Origin of the sequence: Achromobacter piechaudii NBRC 102461 (genome assembly GCF_001571245.1) — a bacterium.
GTDB lineage: Bacteria > Pseudomonadota > Gammaproteobacteria > Burkholderiales > Burkholderiaceae_B > Achromobacter > Achromobacter piechaudii.
Genome location: NZ_BCTK01000006.1, coordinates 702,363 through 718,573, shown reverse-complemented (window position 1 = coordinate 718,573; position 16,211 = coordinate 702,363). Strand labels below are relative to the sequence as shown.

Sequence of the window (16,211 nt, the reverse complement as noted above, 5' to 3'; positions counted from 1 at the left end):
CAGCCCCCCGTTCAATGCTGAACCGCGTTGCGGTCAGCGCTCAGGCCCGCACTTCTTCCAGCGCGCGCACCCGCTTGCGGTTACGCACCGTCGAGAACACCAGCCAGACGACGAGCGCAAGAATGGCGTAGACGAAGCCGGCGCTGATCGGACGCTCGATGAACACGCCCATGCTGCCGCGCGACAGCAGCAGCGCACGGCGGAAGTTCTCTTCAACCATGGGCCCCAGCACAAAGCCCAGCAACAGCGGAGCCGGCGAGAACCGCAGCTTCAGGAACAGATAGCCCACCAGGCCCAGCACCAGCACCATGCCCACGTCGAACAGATTGTTGTTCGTGCTGTAGACGCCGACGCACACAAAGAACAGCGCGGACGGGAACAGGTACTTGTAGGGCACTTTCAGCAGTCGCGCCCACATGCCGATCAGCGGCAGGTTCATGACGACCAGCATGATGTTGCCGATCCAGAAGCTGGCGATCAAGCCCCAGAACAGATCCGCGTGCTCGGTCACCATCTGCGGCCCCGGCTGAATGCCGTGGATGATCAGCGCGCCCAGCATCAGCGCCATCACCGAGTCGCCGGGAATGCCCAGGCTCATCGTGGGGATGAAGCTGGTTTGCGCGGCCGAGTTGTTGGCCGCTTCCGGACCCGCCACCCCTTCGATCGCGCCGTTGCCGAAACGCTTGGGCGTCTTGGACACGCGCTTTTCCACAGCGTAGGACATGAACGACGCAATGGTCGCGCCCGTGCCAGGCAGGATGCCCAGCACCGCGCCGATGGCGCTGCCGCGTGCGATCGGCATGGCCGACTTCTTGATGTCGCCCGGCTCGGGCCGCACCGACATCTTGGGGCCTGCGCCCACGGTCGTGGCCTTGCCGATGCGATTGACGTTGGCGAAGAAGTCCGCCAGGCCGAACAGGCCCATGGCCAGCGCCACCAGCGGAATGCCATCGCTCAGTTCGATGACGCCGAAGCCGTAGCGGATGGTGCCCGTGTTGACGTCCGTGCCCACCACGCCCAGCAGCAGGCCCAGGAACACCATCGCAATGCCCTTGATGGCCGATCCCTTGGCCAGCGTCGCGCCAGCGAACAGACCCAGCATCATCATCGAGAAATACTCGGCCGGGCCGAACTGGAACGCCACTTCAACCAGCAAGGGCGAGAACAGGATCATGATGATGATGCCCACGCTGGCGCCCACGAACGAGGCCATGACCAGCATGAACAGCGCCGAGCCGGACTTGCCCTGGCGAGCCAGCGGATTGCCGTCCAGGCAGGTCACCGCGTGCGATGGCGTGCCGGGCAGGTTCAGCAGGATGCAGGTGATGCCGCCGCCATACTGTGCGCCGTAGTAGATGCCGGCCAGCATCATCAATGCGGCCACGGGGGTCATCGCATAGGTCAGCGGCAGCAGGATAGAAATGGCGGCCAGCACGCCCATGCCCGGCAGCACGCCGATCATGTTGCCCATGAACACGCCGAACAGCGACCACAGCAGGTTTTCCCACTGCAACGCCACCGAGAAGCCGTGCAATACGTTGTCGAAAAGTTCCATTTCTTACCCCCAGCGCAGCATCGGGAACTGCAATTGCAGCGCCCACGAGAACACCACCGCGCCGAACACGGTCATCGCCAGCGCGAGGATGGCGGCGGACTTGACGGAGTTGGACGTGTCGCCCAGCGCCGAGACGAACACCAGTGCGAACGTGGCGGGCAAGAAACCGACGTAGCTGCCCAGAATGATGAACAGCGCGATGCCCGCGGCGATGCACGCCATGCCACGCACGCGCTCGCGGCGGGTGGGCTGGGGCAGTTGCTCTTCAAGCATTTCTTCCTGCACTTCGTCAGGGTCCGGGCTGAGTGGAACCAGGATGCCCAAGGCAATCAGGAAGCAGCCGATCATCATCGGGAAATAGCCCGGACCCATCCGCGCCAGCTCTCCGATGTTGTAGGACGATGCTTCAAATAAGGTCAGCGCGCCGCATAGGGCGATGAACGCACCGCCCCACAGATCGCGCTTTCTGGAAAATATGGTGCTGCCCACGGCTTGCTCCCCTGTTTGTTGTCGACATGCTCCGGCGCGCTCGTGTCGCGAGCCGAAGGAGGGGCACTTTAAGGACGACGCCTTCCAATCCGCTTTCACGCTCAATGTGGATTCATGCGGGAAAACCAGCAGCCCGAAACAGGCTTGTTCGCCACGCTGAACAGGGATGAACAAGCGTTCACATCCGATGTTCACAAAAGTGAACAACGCGGCGCGATAACGCGCCTCAGCAAGGGCTGGCACGCATTTTTCCTGAACAGCGCGCGCTTTCCAACGCTTGCAAATCCGGCGCGGCATTCGTCCAAGGCATAATCGCGTTTTTGTGGTTCCGAAAGCCCCGCCATGCCCCGCCTGCCCCTCACCGCGCGAATTCCGCTTGCGGTCTCGCTGCTGTTCCTGGTGATTTCCGCCGCGCTGATTTCGCTGGCGCTGCACGGCGTGTCGCGGCAGTTCGACAGGCAGGTCGCCAATCTGGGGCAGGTGTACCTGGATGGCCTGTCGGCCGCGATCCTGCCATCGGTGCGGGCCGGCGACAGCGAGCAGATGGTAGAGGTATTGAACCGAGCGCTGGACACGCATCTGGGCGTGGTCGATCGAACCCTTGCCGTGGTCACCGAAGACCATCGCCTGCTGGCGCACGTTGCGCGATACCCCGAAGTGGAGCCCGTACCGCTGGCCTCGTTCGCAGAGGCGTCTGGCACGCTCGTCAGCCCGCGTTCGGAAGGGGTATGGACGTGGCGCCTGCTGGACGATCAGCGACCGGCGCTGGGCACCTTGGTCGCCAACCTGGACGTCAGTGATTTTCTACGGCAACGCGAAGAGCTGGCGCTGGAGCTGGGGCTGGTCGGCCTGGCGATCAGCCTGATCGGCGCTGTGCTCTGCTATGGCATGGCGCGACGCCTGCAACGGCCGATCATTTCGCTCACCGAAGCGCTGCGCGCCGGCCCGGAAGATCGCTTGCGCACGATGCGGGTGGACACGACCGACCCCGAGCTTCGGGAATTACTGTCCGCGTATAACTGGATGGCGGAAAGCGTCGTGCAGCGCGAAGCGCTGACCGAACGCAATGCCCGCATCGAACGCGAAGCGGTGCTGGGCCGCATGTCGGCAGCGCTGGCGCACGAGGTGCGCAATCCGCTGGGCGGCCTGCGCACCGCCGTACAAACGCTGCGCCAATTCGGCGAGCGCGCCGATGTGCGCGCCGAGTCGCTGGGCTTCATCGAACGCGGTGTCGAGGCGCTGCAAGCCGTGGTGGACGCCAGCCTGCGCACGTTCCGCCCGGGCATCGCGCAACTGCACGAGGCCGATATCGCCGACATCCGCCTGATGGTCGGGGCCCAGGCCAGCCGCGGCGGCGTGCGCGTGGAGCTGCATTGCGAAGGCATGCACGAACAGCGCCTGGCGCTGCCGGCCGGCGCGGTGCGCCAGGTGCTGCTGAACCTGGTGCTCAATGCGATCCAGGCGTCTGCCCCCGGCGAACTGGTGCTGGTGTTCGCCCGCGCGCGCCACGACGCGTTGACGCTGCATGTGGCCGACAGCGGCACCGGCCTGCCCCCTGCCGCCCGGCGCGCGCTGACGGGCGGCCCCACCGACGGTGACGGCATGGGCCTGGGCATCGTGGCGGATCTGATAAAAACCATGCAGGGCCGCCTGCGCGTGACGCGCACGGCAAAGGGCACGCGCATCTCCGTGCGTCTGCCCGGCGGTCCACGGGAAGAAGCGTCTTGAACGACATACAGGTATTACTGATCGAAGACGACGCGCTGCTGGGCGGCGCGCTGTTGCAGCGTCTACGGCTGGAAGGCATCTCCGCCCAATGGGTGCAAAGCTGCGCGCAGGCGGTCGAGCTGTTTCGCAGGACGCGCATGCGGCCGGCTTTCCTGCTGGCCGATATCCGTCTTCCGGACGGCTCGGGCGAGGACCTATACCGCCGCCTGATTCCGCATCTGGCCAGCACCAACGTGGTGTTTGCCACGGCCTATGGCGATATCGCCCAGGCGGTGCGTCTGGTGTCGGCGGGCGCCAACGACTACCTGACCAAGCCTTACGACACCGACGCATTGGTCGCGCGCATCCGCGCGGTCATCGCGGCGCAGCCCGCCAGCCACCTGGACGAGGTGCAGGAAAATCCATACGCGCTGCACGAGGAAACCTATCCCTTGGCGCAGGAGCTTGAACGCCTGGCCGCCAGCGCCTTGCCGGTGCTGCTTGAAGGCGAAACGGGATCGGGCAAGGACCGCGCGGCGCGCTATATGCACGCGCGCTCGTCCTACTCGGCCGGCCCCTTCGTAGCCGTCAATTGCGCGACGCTGGCCACGGAGTTGGTCGAGAGCCTGCTGTTCGGCCACGTGAAAGGCGCGTTCAGCGGCGCCAGCACGGCGCGCACGGGGCTGTTTGCGCAAGCAGAAGGCGGCACCCTTTATCTGGATGAAGTCAGCGAGCTGAGTCCACGCGCGCAGGCCGCGCTGTTGGGCGTGCTTGAAGATGGCCAGTATCGTCCGCTGGGCGACAGCGCCGCTCACCAGACGCATTGCCGGATCCTGGCCAGCACCAGCAGCGACCTGCAAGCGGCGATGGCAGAGGGCACGTTTCGCGCGGATCTTTTCTATCGGCTGGCGGTTGCGAAGATCTCCGCGCCGCCCCTGCGGTTACGCCCTGGCGCCTTGCCGGAACTGGCGCGCGCCCTGCTTGCCGCGCAGTCCGCCACGGGCGCGACGCTGTCGCCCGACGCGGTGCGGGCCATGCACGAACATGCGTGGCCGGGCAACGTGCGGGAACTGCGCAACCGGATCGCGCGCGCGCTGGTAATGTCGGACGGCGCGCAGATTCATGCCGCCGATCTCTTTCCCGAAAGCAAGCTTGCCGACAAGCCCGACCTGGCGGCCACGCGGCTGGACGCCGAACAGCGCGCCATCCAGCAAGCCATTGCCGAGTGCGGCGGCCACATGGGACTGGCCGCCAAGCGGCTGGGAATTTCGCGCACCACGCTTTGGAAAAAACTGCGCGCGGCGCGCGACAGTGACGATGAGGCCAGGTTTTCGGATCAGCCCGGTTAGCGCAGCGCGCGGATCGTGCGTGTGAAAGGCGCTTGATCCGGCGTGTCCGCCATTGCGCGACACGGCCGGGCGGGCGACGGGAGTTCCCCGTCACTCGCCCGGCGTGCAGCGTCTGCTACACGCGCGGCGATCCCGGTTCCGCTTCCTCGCGGGCTTCAAGCTCGTTGCCCAGCACCTCGGCGGAATCGTTGCTGGGCGTTTCCGGCTTGAACCGGCGACGCGTGTGTCCAGCCGCGCGCGCGTCTTCGCCTTCGTCGGCGCGCTCGGCTTGCAGCGTCACATTGGCGGCAGGCGCGTAGCCGCGCTTGTCCTGACCGAAATACACCACGGTGTGCGGGTACGGCAGCTCGATGCCCGCGGCGTCGAAGTGCTTCTTCAACAAGCGGTTGTAGCCGCGCTGCACGGCCCATTGCATGCCCGGCGTCGTCTTGATCAGGATGCGGATGGTCACGCCCTTGTCGTTGACGGCGGTAACGCCGGCGACCGTCATCTCTTCCAGGATCTCGGGTCCGAGCACCGAATCGGTCATCAGCTCGGCGAAGGCCGCGCGCAGATGCTCGATGGCGTCGTCCACGCTTTCACGGTGCGCAATCGTGTATTCACCTAAGTGATAAGAGAAGTCACGCATGTGATTGGCGACCACATCCACCGACGAGAACGGGACCAGGTGATAACCGCCATCCAGCGTGCGGATGCCCACCGAACGGATCGTCATCTTTTCCACGGTGCCGAACACGCCGGCCACTTGCACGACGTCGTTCTCGTTCATGCCGTTTTCCAGCTGGATGAAAACGCCCGTGATGATGTCCTGCACCAGCTTTTGCGCGCCAAAGCCGATGGCCAGGCCGACCACGCCAGCGCCGGCGATCAGCGGGCCGACGTCGATGCCGATCTGCGACAGCAGCACCATCAAGGTCATGGTCACGATGACGATCAGCGCGGCATTACGGAACAGCGACAGCAGCGTGCGTTCACGCGCGCTGGGCATGCCGCGCCCCTCGCTCTGGCTCAGGCGGTGTTCGATGATGCTGGCGATCACGGTCCAGGCCAACGCCGCGATCAGCAGCACGATGACCACGTTCACCACCAACTTGATGGCCGCGCCGCCCGCGTCCGAGGCCAGCCAGCGGGACAGGTCGAAGGCGTGCCAGGCGTCCAGCACCAGCAGCACGATGACGATGCGGATGATCCACCCCACCCCCTTCAACATCGCCGGCACATAGGCGTTCACGCGTGCCTCCAGCATGGGCAGACGCCGCCGCAGGTCATCCGAGAGCCGGATGGGCTTGGCCAGCACCGTGTTCAGCAGCAGGATGAGCAGGCTGCCCACGCCGATGACCAGCAAGGTTTGCGCGGTGGCGCGCGCCATGAAGGGCAGCGCATTGGTCGGATCGATCTGGCTGACGATCAGCAGCACCGTGAAGTAAGCGATGCCCAGCACGTGCCAGATGCGCGACAGGAAGTGCAGCCGCGAACCCATGAAGGTCGCGGCGTTGGCGGCATGGCGGTTGAGGCGGTCGCGCACCGAATGGCGGTTCTGCCAGATGACGCGCACCGCGTACACATACACCGCCAGCATGATGACCATGCTGGCCAGCCGGCCCAGCGCGGGCGACAGCGCGGCGGAGATCACGGGGTCGATCAGCAGCGTGCCGTAACCGGCCGCCCCCACCACGCGCACCAGCCAGGCATTCCAGTACCTGGCCAGTTCGTCGGACATGGGCACGAGGCGCAGGTGCGGGTGCCGCACCGCGAACACCGTGCGGATCAGCACTTTAACGATTTCAACGGCGACGAAGGCGCGCAGGAAAACGGCGGCCAAGGTGTCCAGCTCGCCGCGCCCCGGGGTGCCCCACAAGGCTACGGCCGCGCCCGCCATGGCAGCCAGCAGCACGACGGCGGCGTCGATGGCGACGGCGCCCACGATGGCCCCCAAGCGACGCGACAGCACGCGCATGGAAACGGCGGCGCGCCGCGTGGGCGTGGCGGCGGCGGATGCGGGCGGAGCCGGCATCACGCCATCCGGCGCATCGGCCTGCGCCGGGCGGACGTGTGGATCGAGGATCGCCGGCTCGCTAGCATGCTCGGCCACCCAACGGTCGATGCGCGTGTAGATGAGCATGGCAAGCATGCGCAGCACGACGAAGGCAATGATGGTCGTGACGGCGGCCAGCAGCAGGGGCAGCAAGGCGTTGCCTGCCGTCGCGGTGTCCATGCGCAAGCTATGTCCCGAGGCCAGCGCGCGCATGTCGTCCACGCCCTGCCCCATGTCGGCGGCCACGCCGGTCAGAAAGCGCTGCACGCCATCGGCCATGCGTTCCTGCAAGCCGGGCTCCGACGGCGTCTTGGCCGCCGCCGTGGCGGGGGCCGGAGTGGCGGCGGCCTTGTTGCCGCCTGCCTGCGCCCGCAATTCATCCACCAGCGCCTTGCGCGCCTCGGGATTTTCCAACAGATCCGCCAAGGCGGCCGGAGTCAATGCCGATGCCGAGCTTGCGGCCGGCTGCGCTTGCGGTTGCAGAGGGTTCGCGGCGCGCGCCTGGCCGGGCCAGGCGAACAACACGCAACTGAGCATCACCGCCAGCAGCACTACCGCCAGCCAGGGCCTCGCGCGCCTGTGCCGCCAAAGACGGGCAGGATCCATGCGGGGCGGATAGGATTGGGATGCTGTCGTTGCGAATCTAACCACTAATAAAACTCCTCTACGTAGCAGGCGATAACGCGGCGCGCGATGGCCAAGGCCACGCCGCCAGAGGCAAATGATAAAGCCCAGATAGCGTCCCCGTTTCTGGCGCAGACAGATGAGCGCGATGTGTATAGTGCTTCGGCCGCCCTCCCTGCCTTGAAAGGACCCCCACCCCATGGCCGATCTCGATGTGCTGAACGGAGCCACCATTGCCTTCGATCTGGATGGCACCCTGGTCGATTCCGCGCCCGATCTGATGGGCGCGGTCAACGCGGTCCTGCGGGGCGAGGGCTACCGGCCGCTGGTTTACGAAGCAGGCCGTCCCTACATCAGCCGCGGCGCGCGCTGGCTGTTGCAGCGCGGGCTTGAAGCCGCCGGCGCGACCGATCCCGAAGCGCGCACCGCCGCGCTGTTTGGGCGCTTCATCACGCACTACCGCGATCACATCGCCGATGAGAGCCAGCCCTTTCCCGGCGCGATCGCCGCGCTGACCACGTTGAGAAGCGCAGGCGCGACGCTGGTGGTCTGCACCAACAAGCCCACCGGGCTATCGCGCGACCTGCTGGCCAAGCTGGACATGGCGGGCCTGTTTCATGGCGTCGTCGGCATCGATGCCGTGACGGCGGCCAAGCCGGATCCCGCGCACCTGATCGAAGCGGTGCAAGCGGTGGACGGCAACCTGGGAAGAACAATCATGGTGGGCGACGCCGACACCGACGCCGGCGCGGCGCGCGCGGCGGGGACGCGATTGATATTGGTGGACTTCGGCTACACCGAGACCCCGGCCGCCCAGCTGTCGCCCGACGTGTTGCTGCACCATTTCGATGAACTGCCCCGCGCCTGCGCGCACCTGCTGGCAGGCGCGCCTAGTCAGGGCGTGACCTGATAGCCGCGCTGCTGCATGCAGCTGGCATAGGCGGACGAGGCCGCGTTGCTGTCCTTCGCCTGCTCGCGGCGGTCCTGCCGCTGGCGCGATCCGCCGACAACCATGCCGGCTACCGCCGCGTCCTTCGCCTGGTTTTGTCGGTACTCCTGCTTGACGTCATCGTCCACGCGGTCATAGGCCTCTTCGTGCTGACGGCCACGCGCGCCGGCCACCGCCGCGCCAGCGACCGCGCCCGTCGCCGCGCCCTTGGCGCGCCCGCCCGATGGCGCGCTGCTGGTTGTGCCCGTGCCGGCCTGGGCCTGGCAGGCGGCGATGTCCTGTTGGGTGATTTCCGGGGTCTGCCCTTTCATGGGCGTGACGGTCTGGGCGGCGGCGCCCAGGCAAACCGTCGATAGCAGCAAGGCAGCGCAGGCAATGTTGGACTTTTTCATGAAAAACTCCACATGCGGTTAAGAACCCTGTTCCTTGCAATGTAGCCCTCCCGCGACACGCCGGTCCCCGCCTGGAATACCCAAGATGGGGTATGGCGAAGAGGCTGGCTATCGGCTAGGCAGGCACGGGTGAGCAAAGCGCATGCCCGGCCATCCGACGGGACGACGGGCGGCTTGCGTGCTAGGCTCGCTCTATCTTTCGCCCGTCCTTCCACAGATGAAATCCTTTCTCCAGTCAGAGAAATTTCTACTCTTGGCGTGCGCTGTCGCCGTTGCCGGATACGCCCTCGACAATCAGCTCAATGGGGCGTCGCGGCTGGCCAGCGTGACGGAAACCGCCGTGCTGATCACGGCCATTCTTTTCGCATCATTGAGCGTCGCGCGCCATGCCGAGCGCATCGCGCAAAGGCTGGGCGATCCCTACGGCAGCATGATCCTGACGTTGTCGGCCGTGCTGGTCGAAGTCATCGTGCTGGCCATCGTGTCGTCCAAGGGCGGCTCGCCCACGCTGGTGCGCGACAGCATCTATTCGGCGGTCATGCTGGACATCAACGGCATCCTGGGCGTGGCCGCGCTGATCGGCGGGTTCAAGCACGGCGAGCAGTCCTACAACGACGACTCCGCGCGCACCTACAGCGTCATGATCCTGACGGCCGTGACAGTGTCCATGATCATCCCCGAATTCGTGCCGCTGCCCAGTTGGCGCGCCTACAGCGCCTTCACCATCGTGGCGATGCTGTTGCTGTACGGCGTCTTCCTGCGCATGCAGACCGGCCCGCACAGCTACTTTTTCAGCTACAGCTATCCGGAAAAGAAATCGCGCCGCAACCCGCCCGCCGATGGCCCTGCGCCCTGGCGCCCGGCGGCGGCGATCATGGCGGCCGGCATCGTCGCCGTGGGGGCCCTGGCCGAGCTGATGTCGCATTCGCTGGAGCGCAGCCTGGACGGCGTCGACGTGCCGATCGGCCTGGTGGCGCTGATCGTCGCGGGCATTTCCGCTGCGCCAGAAATGCTGACGGCGCTGCGCGCGGCGCTGGCCAACCGCATGCAATCGGTGGTCAACATCGCATTGGGCGCGTCCTTGTCCACGGTGATCCTGACCGTGCCCGCCATGGAAGTAATGGCGCTGATCTCGGGCCAGCGCATCGACATGGCGATGACGCCGCTACAGACCCTGATGATGCTGGTGACGCTGTTGGTGGCGGCCATCAACCTGAACGATGGCCAGACCAACGCCATTGAAGGCATGACGCACTTCGTGCTGTTCGGCGCGTTCCTGATGCTGCTTGGCCTGGGCCTGTAAGCGACGCGTCGCCAGGCAAAGCGGCGTCAGAAGCGCTGATGTTCGCCGAACGGGACCTCGGCCTCGGTCGGCTTTTCGAAGGTGGGCGCTTCGCCATTCAGGTCCGCCGCATGAATGCGGGCCAGACGCGTGGCCTCGTCGATGGCGGTATGCGCGGACCGGTACGTGGTCTCGATGGCGATGGGCCCGCCAGGCTGCGCCACCCCATCCAGGGTCAACGTGTAGCCGATGCGCCACAGCCCGTTTTCTTCAACGGGCCGCTCGATCTGAAAATCCCACTTTGGCTTTTCCATGCGTCCTCCTGTTGCGTCGCTCCATGCTACAGCGATTGATCCGCGAAAAAAATGCCCAGGCAGGTGCGGACGCGGGCATGCCAATTGCTGCTCGGCGGCTTTCACGGCTCCCGAGGAGACGCCATGATTTCCGAACGATTGCGCAGCTTGCGGCTGATTGCGAAATTCGCCGCCGAGCGTACCGGCGATTACGTGGAACTGGTCGGCATCGAACTCTCGCTCTATCGGGGAGCCCTGATCTCCACGCTGATCAGCGGTGTCGCCCTGGTGTTCTGCGCGCTGGGCACACTGGGGTTTGTCTCGGTTGCCGCCATCGTCAGCTTCTGGGACACCGAGCATCGCCGGCTGGCCGCCTGGCTGGTGGCGGGCGCGTGGTTGATCGTGACCCTGATTTCGCTGGCGATTGCGCGCCATAACGCGCCCAAGGGTTCGCCGTTTGCCGAACTGAGCCACCAGGTCCGGCTCGATACCGCCGCCGCACGGAGCCACTATGCCCAAGACCACCACCCAGGCTGACAAAGACGCGCTGCTGGCCAAAATGGAGGAAGACCGCGAGGCCCTGCGCCGGGCAGCGCCCAGGTTTTCCCGATCCCCTTCCTTTGGTCTGGCGGGCGCCGCATGGGCCAAGACCACCGCACTGACTGCCGGCGCGGCGCTGGGTTGGCCAAGTTTCCTCAAAAAACCGCTGCGCGCGGCGGCGGCTGTGGCGCTGCGCGCCCGCTTTGCCGAGCTGCTGGAACGCCGCAATACGCGGCGCGTGAGCGGCGCGCTACCCGTATCGGAAGTCGAGCGCCTGACAGGCATGATCGCCGAACTGCGCGCGGCGACGGCCCGGGTGCAGGTCGCCGAGGCCAGTGTCGGCTTGGAGGCAGAAGCGCAGGCGCAGGAGATCGAACGCCTGCGTACTCAGCTGGACGAGCAGGTCACGCGGCTGCGGGCCTTGCAGCGCAAGGCGACCGTGGCGACCGTGGCGGCGGAGACGGCAGTGGCAAAAGCGGTGGCGGCGGAAACGGCCAAGGCAGTGACAACGACGGCTGCAATGACAACGGCTGGAACGGCGGCGAGAGGAGGAACGGCAGCGACAGCTGCCGCGCAGTCAGCACCGACAACAGTAACCGCGGCGATTGTGGCCCCGGCTGCCCGGGTGGTCGAGCCGTGATGCAACGCCTGCCGTGAGCCCGATCCGCGCGAAGCCAGGGCCGGGCCGTGTCCACCCGCACCCTATCCCTCGCCCGTCCCCTGCTGCCGATAGAACGCCGCTGGCGACACGCCGAAGTGCTTCTTGAACATGGCCGCGAACGCGCTCTGGCTGGTGTAGCCGTGTTCCAACGCCACATCCACCACGCGCGCCCCACCCGCCAGATGTTCCAACGCGAGCAATAGCCGCGCCTGCCGCCGCCATTGCCCCAACCGCATGCCGGTCTGTTGCAGGAACTGCCGGTGCAAGGTGCGCGTGGACAGGTGCAGCTGCGCCGCCCACTCATCCAACGTCAACGCCGCATCGGGTTCGCGCATCAGCGCATCGCAGAACCTGCGCAGCCGTGCGTCGGCCGGCATGGGCAGGTACAGGGGCAGCACGGGCAGGCTGCGCAATTCCTGCAACAGCAGGCGCAGCAGGTGCCAATCGCGCGAACCGGAACGCGCCGGCGCGCCGACGTCCAGATCGACCGCCGCCACGATCAGCTCGCGCAACAAGGGAGAAATGTCCAGCACGCAGCTGCGCGTGGGCAATTGCGCGGTGGCGCGACTGTCGACGAACACGGTACGCATGCGCACCGCGCCGCTCATACGCACGGAATGCGCCACATCGGCTTCCAGCCAGACGCCCCGCGTGGGCGGGACCACCCATCTGCCGCCTTCGGCCTCGATGGTCATCACCCCCTGGATGGCGTAGAGCAGTTGCGCGCGGTCATGGCGATGGGGCGCGATGACGTGGCCGTCCGGGTAATCCACCGCCAGCGCGGCGGCAGGCGCGCCCGAGGCGACGAAGGCGGAATAGAAAGGGGAATCTTCCATCTTGGCAGTTTTGCGATAACTGGCGACATAGTAGCGCCAGACGGACGCGCGCCCGGCCGGCACCATGCAAGGCTCGTTTCGGAGACCTTCATGTCCATCACTTCCCTGCTCTTTCCGTTCATGGCCATCGTGCTGTGGGCGGGCAACGTCATCGTGTCCAAGCTGGCCGCGTCCGCGATCTCGCCCACCGCCATTACGTTCTACCGCCTGATCCTGGCGCTGGCGCTGATGACGCCGTTCGTGCTGCGGCCGCTGCTGCGCAACTGGGCGTCGGTGCGCCCGCACCTGGGCAAGATGGCGATCAGCGGCTTGCTGGCGATGGCGCTGTTCCAGAGCCTGTCGTACCGCGCCGCCGAAAGCACCACCGCGACCAACATGGCGATCGTCACCGCGCTGGTGCCCCTGCTGACGGCAATCCTGAGCGTGATCGTGCTGGGCGAAGCGCTGACGGTCGGCATGGCCGTGGGCGGCGTGCTGTCTTTCGTGGGCCTGCTGTACCTGGTCGGCCAAGGCGACATCGCCGCCATCCTGCACAACGGCGTCCACGCGGGCGATCTGCTGATGCTGCTGGCCTCGCTGTCCTACGCGCTGTATGGAGTATTGCTGCGGCGCTGGCGCCTGTCGATCCCGGCATGGCAGGCGGTCTACATGCAGGCCGTGGCCGCGCTGGTTTTCATGCTGCCGTTCTTCTGGGTGCTGCCGGCAGGCGCGGCGTCGCTGGACGCGCGCACCTTGCCGCTGATCGCCTACGCCGGCATCGGCTCGTCGATCCTGCTGTCGTTCTGCTGGATCCAGGGCGTCAAGCATCTGGGCCCGAACCGTTGCAGCATCTTCATCAACCTGCTGCCCGTCCTGACCGCCGTACTGGCCGTGGCGATGCTGGGCGAAGAGATGCACGCCTATCACGTCATCGGCGGCAGCATGAGCCTGATCGGCGTGCTGATCGCGCAGACGGTGCACAAGCCGCTGCATGCACCGCGCGCGGCGGCGGCCGGGATGCCCCGGGCCTAGCCGAGCCTCAGAAGTCCACCGTTGCAGACAGCAGCACCGTGCGCGGCGCGCCGATGGTCAGGCCGTTGGACGACGCCGACGCCCAGTACGCTTTGTTGAAGACGTTCTCTACCGTGGCGCGCAGCGTGACGGGCGTGTTGCCGGCGCGCCAGGCGTAGCGCGCTCCCACGTCCACGCGCGTCCACGCGGGAATTTCCTGCGTGTTGCGAGCATCCAGGTACTGCGACGTGGTGCGCAGCGCGCGCGCCGACAGGGTCAGGCCGGTGGCGAACGGCGTATCCCATTCCACGCCCAGGTTCATGCTGTAGCGCGGCGTGCCGGGCGCGACGTTGCCTTCGGTCAGCGCATTGCCCGTCTTGCTCAGGCGGCCATCCAGATACATCACGCCGGCCAGCAGGCGCACGTCGTGGACGGGTTCGCCGAACACATTCAGTTCCAGGCCGCGATTGCGCTGCATGCCGTTGACGGCGTACACGCCGGTGACCGGGTCCGTCAGCCCGCTGGGGCGGCGGATCTGGAACGCGCTGAAAGTGGCGCCGATATCGCCGTATTCCACCTTCACGCCGGCTTCGACCTGTTCGGACTTGATCGGCGCGAACACCTCGTTGGCGTTGGTCGCGGTGATGGGCGCGGTGGGCCCTTCGCTCAGGCCTTCGATGTAGTTCGCATACACCGAGACGTGTTGCGAAGGCTTGCCCAACAGCGCGATGGCCGGCGTGACCTTGCGCTTGTCATAGCGGCTGGTGCGCGTGCCGTCTTCGTCGTACTGCTCGGTGACCACGCGCTGCGAACGCGCGCCTACCGTCAGTTGCAGGCGCTCGTCCCAGATCGACAAGGTGTCCGCCAGCGCGAAGCTGGTCAGCCGGGACTCGCCCGACTTGGGGATGTCGGTATCCAGGCCCGCGACCGACGGCGCGGACGTGGCCAGCGGCGTATAGAGGTTGGAGCGGACGGTGGCGAAGTCGTAGCTCAGGTTGCCAAAGGTCTTTTCGAATTGCGTGGCGCTCAACGATACCGCGTGCGAGACCGCGCCGGTTGAAAAGCGCGTGCGCGCGCCGATCTCGCCGGTATTCACGTTTTCATCGCGCAGGAAATAGCTGGGGCTGGCCGCGAAGTTGCCGGCGGCGTCGCGCGCCGTGACGTTCATGCGCAGGAATTTGTAGTCGCCCTGGCGCGCGCCGAATGCGCCGTAGACCATGGTGCGATCGGTGATGTCGTGCTCGGCGCGCAAGGCAATGTAGGTGTCGCGCGAATTGGCGTAGGTCCAGTCGGGCGCGTAGCCGCGATCGACCCGCCCGGCGTCCGGCACCGGCACGCCGGCCGCCACGCCCACGCGTTCCTGCGGCGCGTCGACCTTGCGGTCCTGATGGCCGATGTCGGCGGACCAGCGCGTGCGCTCGCCCCGATAATCCATTCCCAGCGTCATCAGCCCGCGCGTCATGTGTTGCGAACCCACGCCCGTATCGCCGCCCTTGTACGCGCCGTTGACGCGGATGCCCAATTCGCCCCGCTCGCCGAAGCGCTGGCCCAGGTCCACATGGCCGCCGCCGACGTCGTGCGTGCCATAGCTGGCCGTGACCTGCCGCGTGGGCGTGTCCTCGGCGCGCTTGGGCACCACGTTGATCGCGCCGCCCACGCCGCCCGACGGCGCCATGCCATTGAGCAAGGCGTTCGGCCCCTTCAGGATTTCCACGCGCTCCAGGCTTTCAACGGCCAGCGCGTAGGTGGGCAGGACGCTGTACAGGCCGTTGAACGCGATGTCGCTGTTCAGCACCGGAAAGCCCCGGATGGAGAACTGATCGAAGCGGCTGGTGCGCGGGTTGGTGTTCTGCACCGACGCGTCGTTGGAGACCACGTCGGCCACGCTTTGCGCCTGCTGTTGCTGCATCAGGGCGCTGGTGTAGGCCGTAACGGAGAACGGCGTGTCCATGATGCTTTTCTCGCCCAGCATGCCCACGCTGGCGCCGCTGGCCACCTGCCCGCCCGCGAACGCCGGCATCGGGCCGCCGCTGTAGCCGCCCGTGACGACCACGGGCTCCAACTGCGTGACGGCGCCCGACGGCGCGGCAGCCAAGGTGTAGGCATTGACGCCGGCCGGCACGGCGCGCAGCCCCGAGCCGGACAGCAGCGCGGCAAACCCCGCCGCCACCGTGTAGTTGCCGTTCAACCCCGACGACTGCATGCCCTGGACCTGCGTGCCTGGAAAGGACAGCTGCACATTGGCCTGCGTGGCGAACTGCGACAACGCCAGACCGAGCGGACCCGCGCCGATCCGATAGTCGCGCGATACGGATTGCTCGGCGGGCGTTGGGGCCTGCGCCGAGGCGCCGACGGGCAGCAATACCGAAAAACAAAGCAGCACGGCCGCGTGGGCCGGAGAGAAACGGAATTGGGACATGAAGCAAGCACCGCGAGGGAGAGTTTCGGGGAACGGATGGGGTAAGGCCGGGCCCGATTCCTGGTGGGTTTCAGGGCCTCTATCCGGTAC

General features: G+C 66.5%; 15 protein-coding genes. 8 read left to right on the top strand and 7 right to left on the bottom strand.

All coding sequences use genetic code 11. The annotated features are described in order from the left end of the window. Positions 1-40: 40 nt before the first annotated feature. Positions 41-1,555, bottom strand: a complete 1,515-nt coding sequence (locus API01S_RS15345; protein WP_006221484.1) for a tripartite tricarboxylate transporter permease — start codon at positions 1,553-1,555, stop codon at positions 41-43. 3 nt (positions 1,556-1,558) lie between these two features. Further along, a complete protein-coding gene (locus API01S_RS15340) occupies positions 1,559-2,044 on the bottom strand; it encodes a tripartite tricarboxylate transporter TctB family protein (protein ID WP_039883582.1) in 486 nt (161 codons plus the stop codon). A gap of 114 nt (positions 2,045-2,158) precedes the next feature. Here API01S_RS15340 and API01S_RS15335 point away from each other — a divergent pair, with 114 nt between their 5' ends. Genes API01S_RS15335 through API01S_RS15325 form a run of 3 tightly spaced genes read left to right on the top strand, consistent with a single transcriptional unit; the run spans position 2,159 to position 5,100 of the window. Then, positions 2,159-2,356 carry a hypothetical protein gene (locus API01S_RS15335; RefSeq protein WP_061305128.1) on the top strand — a complete coding sequence of 66 codons (198 nt, stop codon included), beginning with the start codon at positions 2,159-2,161 and terminating at the stop codon, positions 2,354-2,356. 30 nt (positions 2,357-2,386) lie between these two features. Next, positions 2,387-3,772, top strand: coding sequence for a sensor histidine kinase (locus API01S_RS15330; RefSeq protein WP_061305126.1), 1,386 nt, complete (start codon positions 2,387-2,389; stop codon positions 3,770-3,772). Further along, complete coding sequence (locus API01S_RS15325; RefSeq protein WP_061305124.1) at positions 3,769-5,100, top strand: sigma-54-dependent transcriptional regulator; 1,332 nt, start codon at positions 3,769-3,771, stop codon at positions 5,098-5,100. Before API01S_RS15330 ends, API01S_RS15325 begins: the two co-directional genes overlap by 4 nt. Before the next feature lie 115 nt (positions 5,101-5,215). Here the strand turns inward: API01S_RS15325 and API01S_RS15320 are convergent, their stop codons facing one another. Beyond that, complete coding sequence (locus API01S_RS15320; RefSeq protein ID WP_061305122.1) at positions 5,216-7,741, bottom strand: mechanosensitive ion channel domain-containing protein; 2,526 nt, start codon at positions 7,739-7,741, stop codon at positions 5,216-5,218. A 217-nt stretch (positions 7,742-7,958) separates the two neighbouring features. Between API01S_RS15320 and gph the strand changes: the two genes are divergently transcribed. Next, positions 7,959-8,669, top strand: a complete 711-nt coding sequence (gene gph / locus API01S_RS15315) for a phosphoglycolate phosphatase (RefSeq protein ID WP_061305120.1) — start codon at positions 7,959-7,961, stop codon at positions 8,667-8,669. On the opposite strand, the gene API01S_RS15310 is transcribed toward gph, so the two are convergent. After that, complete coding sequence (locus API01S_RS15310) at positions 8,654-9,100, bottom strand: YMGG-like glycine zipper-containing protein (protein ID WP_061305118.1); 447 nt, start codon at positions 9,098-9,100, stop codon at positions 8,654-8,656. The two genes, gph and API01S_RS15310, sit on opposite strands and share 16 nt — an antisense overlap. A 217-nt stretch (positions 9,101-9,317) precedes the next feature. Here API01S_RS15310 and API01S_RS15305 point away from each other — a divergent pair, with 217 nt between their 5' ends. Further along, positions 9,318-10,403, top strand: a complete 1,086-nt coding sequence (locus API01S_RS15305) for a calcium:cation antiporter (RefSeq protein ID WP_050729397.1) — start codon at positions 9,318-9,320, stop codon at positions 10,401-10,403. Between the two features lie 26 nt (positions 10,404-10,429). On the opposite strand, the gene API01S_RS15300 is transcribed toward API01S_RS15305, so the two are convergent. Then, complete coding sequence (locus API01S_RS15300) at positions 10,430-10,696, bottom strand: hypothetical protein (RefSeq protein WP_006221492.1); 267 nt, start codon at positions 10,694-10,696, stop codon at positions 10,430-10,432. A gap of 123 nt (positions 10,697-10,819) precedes the next feature. Here API01S_RS15300 and API01S_RS15295 point away from each other — a divergent pair, with 123 nt between their 5' ends. Together API01S_RS15295 and API01S_RS15290 are read left to right on the top strand one after the other, a co-directional pair. Next, entirely contained in the window at positions 10,820-11,212 is a 393-nt protein-coding gene (locus API01S_RS15295) for a phage holin family protein (protein ID WP_006221493.1), read from the top strand. Continuing rightward, positions 11,187-11,855 (top strand): hypothetical protein, encoded by a 669-nt coding sequence (locus API01S_RS15290; RefSeq protein WP_061305116.1) that lies wholly within the window; start codon positions 11,187-11,189, stop codon positions 11,853-11,855. The genes API01S_RS15295 and API01S_RS15290 overlap by 26 nt, the downstream gene beginning before the upstream one ends. 62 nt (positions 11,856-11,917) lie before the next feature. Here the strand turns inward: API01S_RS15290 and API01S_RS15285 are convergent, their stop codons facing one another. Beyond that, positions 11,918-12,712 carry an AraC family transcriptional regulator gene (locus API01S_RS15285; RefSeq protein WP_061305599.1) on the bottom strand — a complete coding sequence of 265 codons (795 nt, stop codon included), beginning with the start codon at positions 12,710-12,712 and terminating at the stop codon, positions 11,918-11,920. A gap of 90 nt (positions 12,713-12,802) precedes the next feature. On the opposite strand from API01S_RS15285, the gene API01S_RS15280 reads away from it, so the two are divergent. Continuing rightward, positions 12,803-13,723 carry a DMT family transporter gene (locus API01S_RS15280; RefSeq protein ID WP_061305114.1) on the top strand — a complete coding sequence of 307 codons (921 nt, stop codon included), beginning with the start codon at positions 12,803-12,805 and terminating at the stop codon, positions 13,721-13,723. Positions 13,724-13,730: 7 nt separating this feature from the next. Here API01S_RS15280 and API01S_RS15275 read toward each other — a convergent pair whose 3' ends face one another. Next, positions 13,731-16,121 carry a TonB-dependent receptor gene (locus tag API01S_RS15275; protein WP_061305111.1) on the bottom strand — a complete coding sequence of 797 codons (2,391 nt, stop codon included), beginning with the start codon at positions 16,119-16,121 and terminating at the stop codon, positions 13,731-13,733. Between the last annotated feature and the right edge of the window lie 90 nt (positions 16,122-16,211).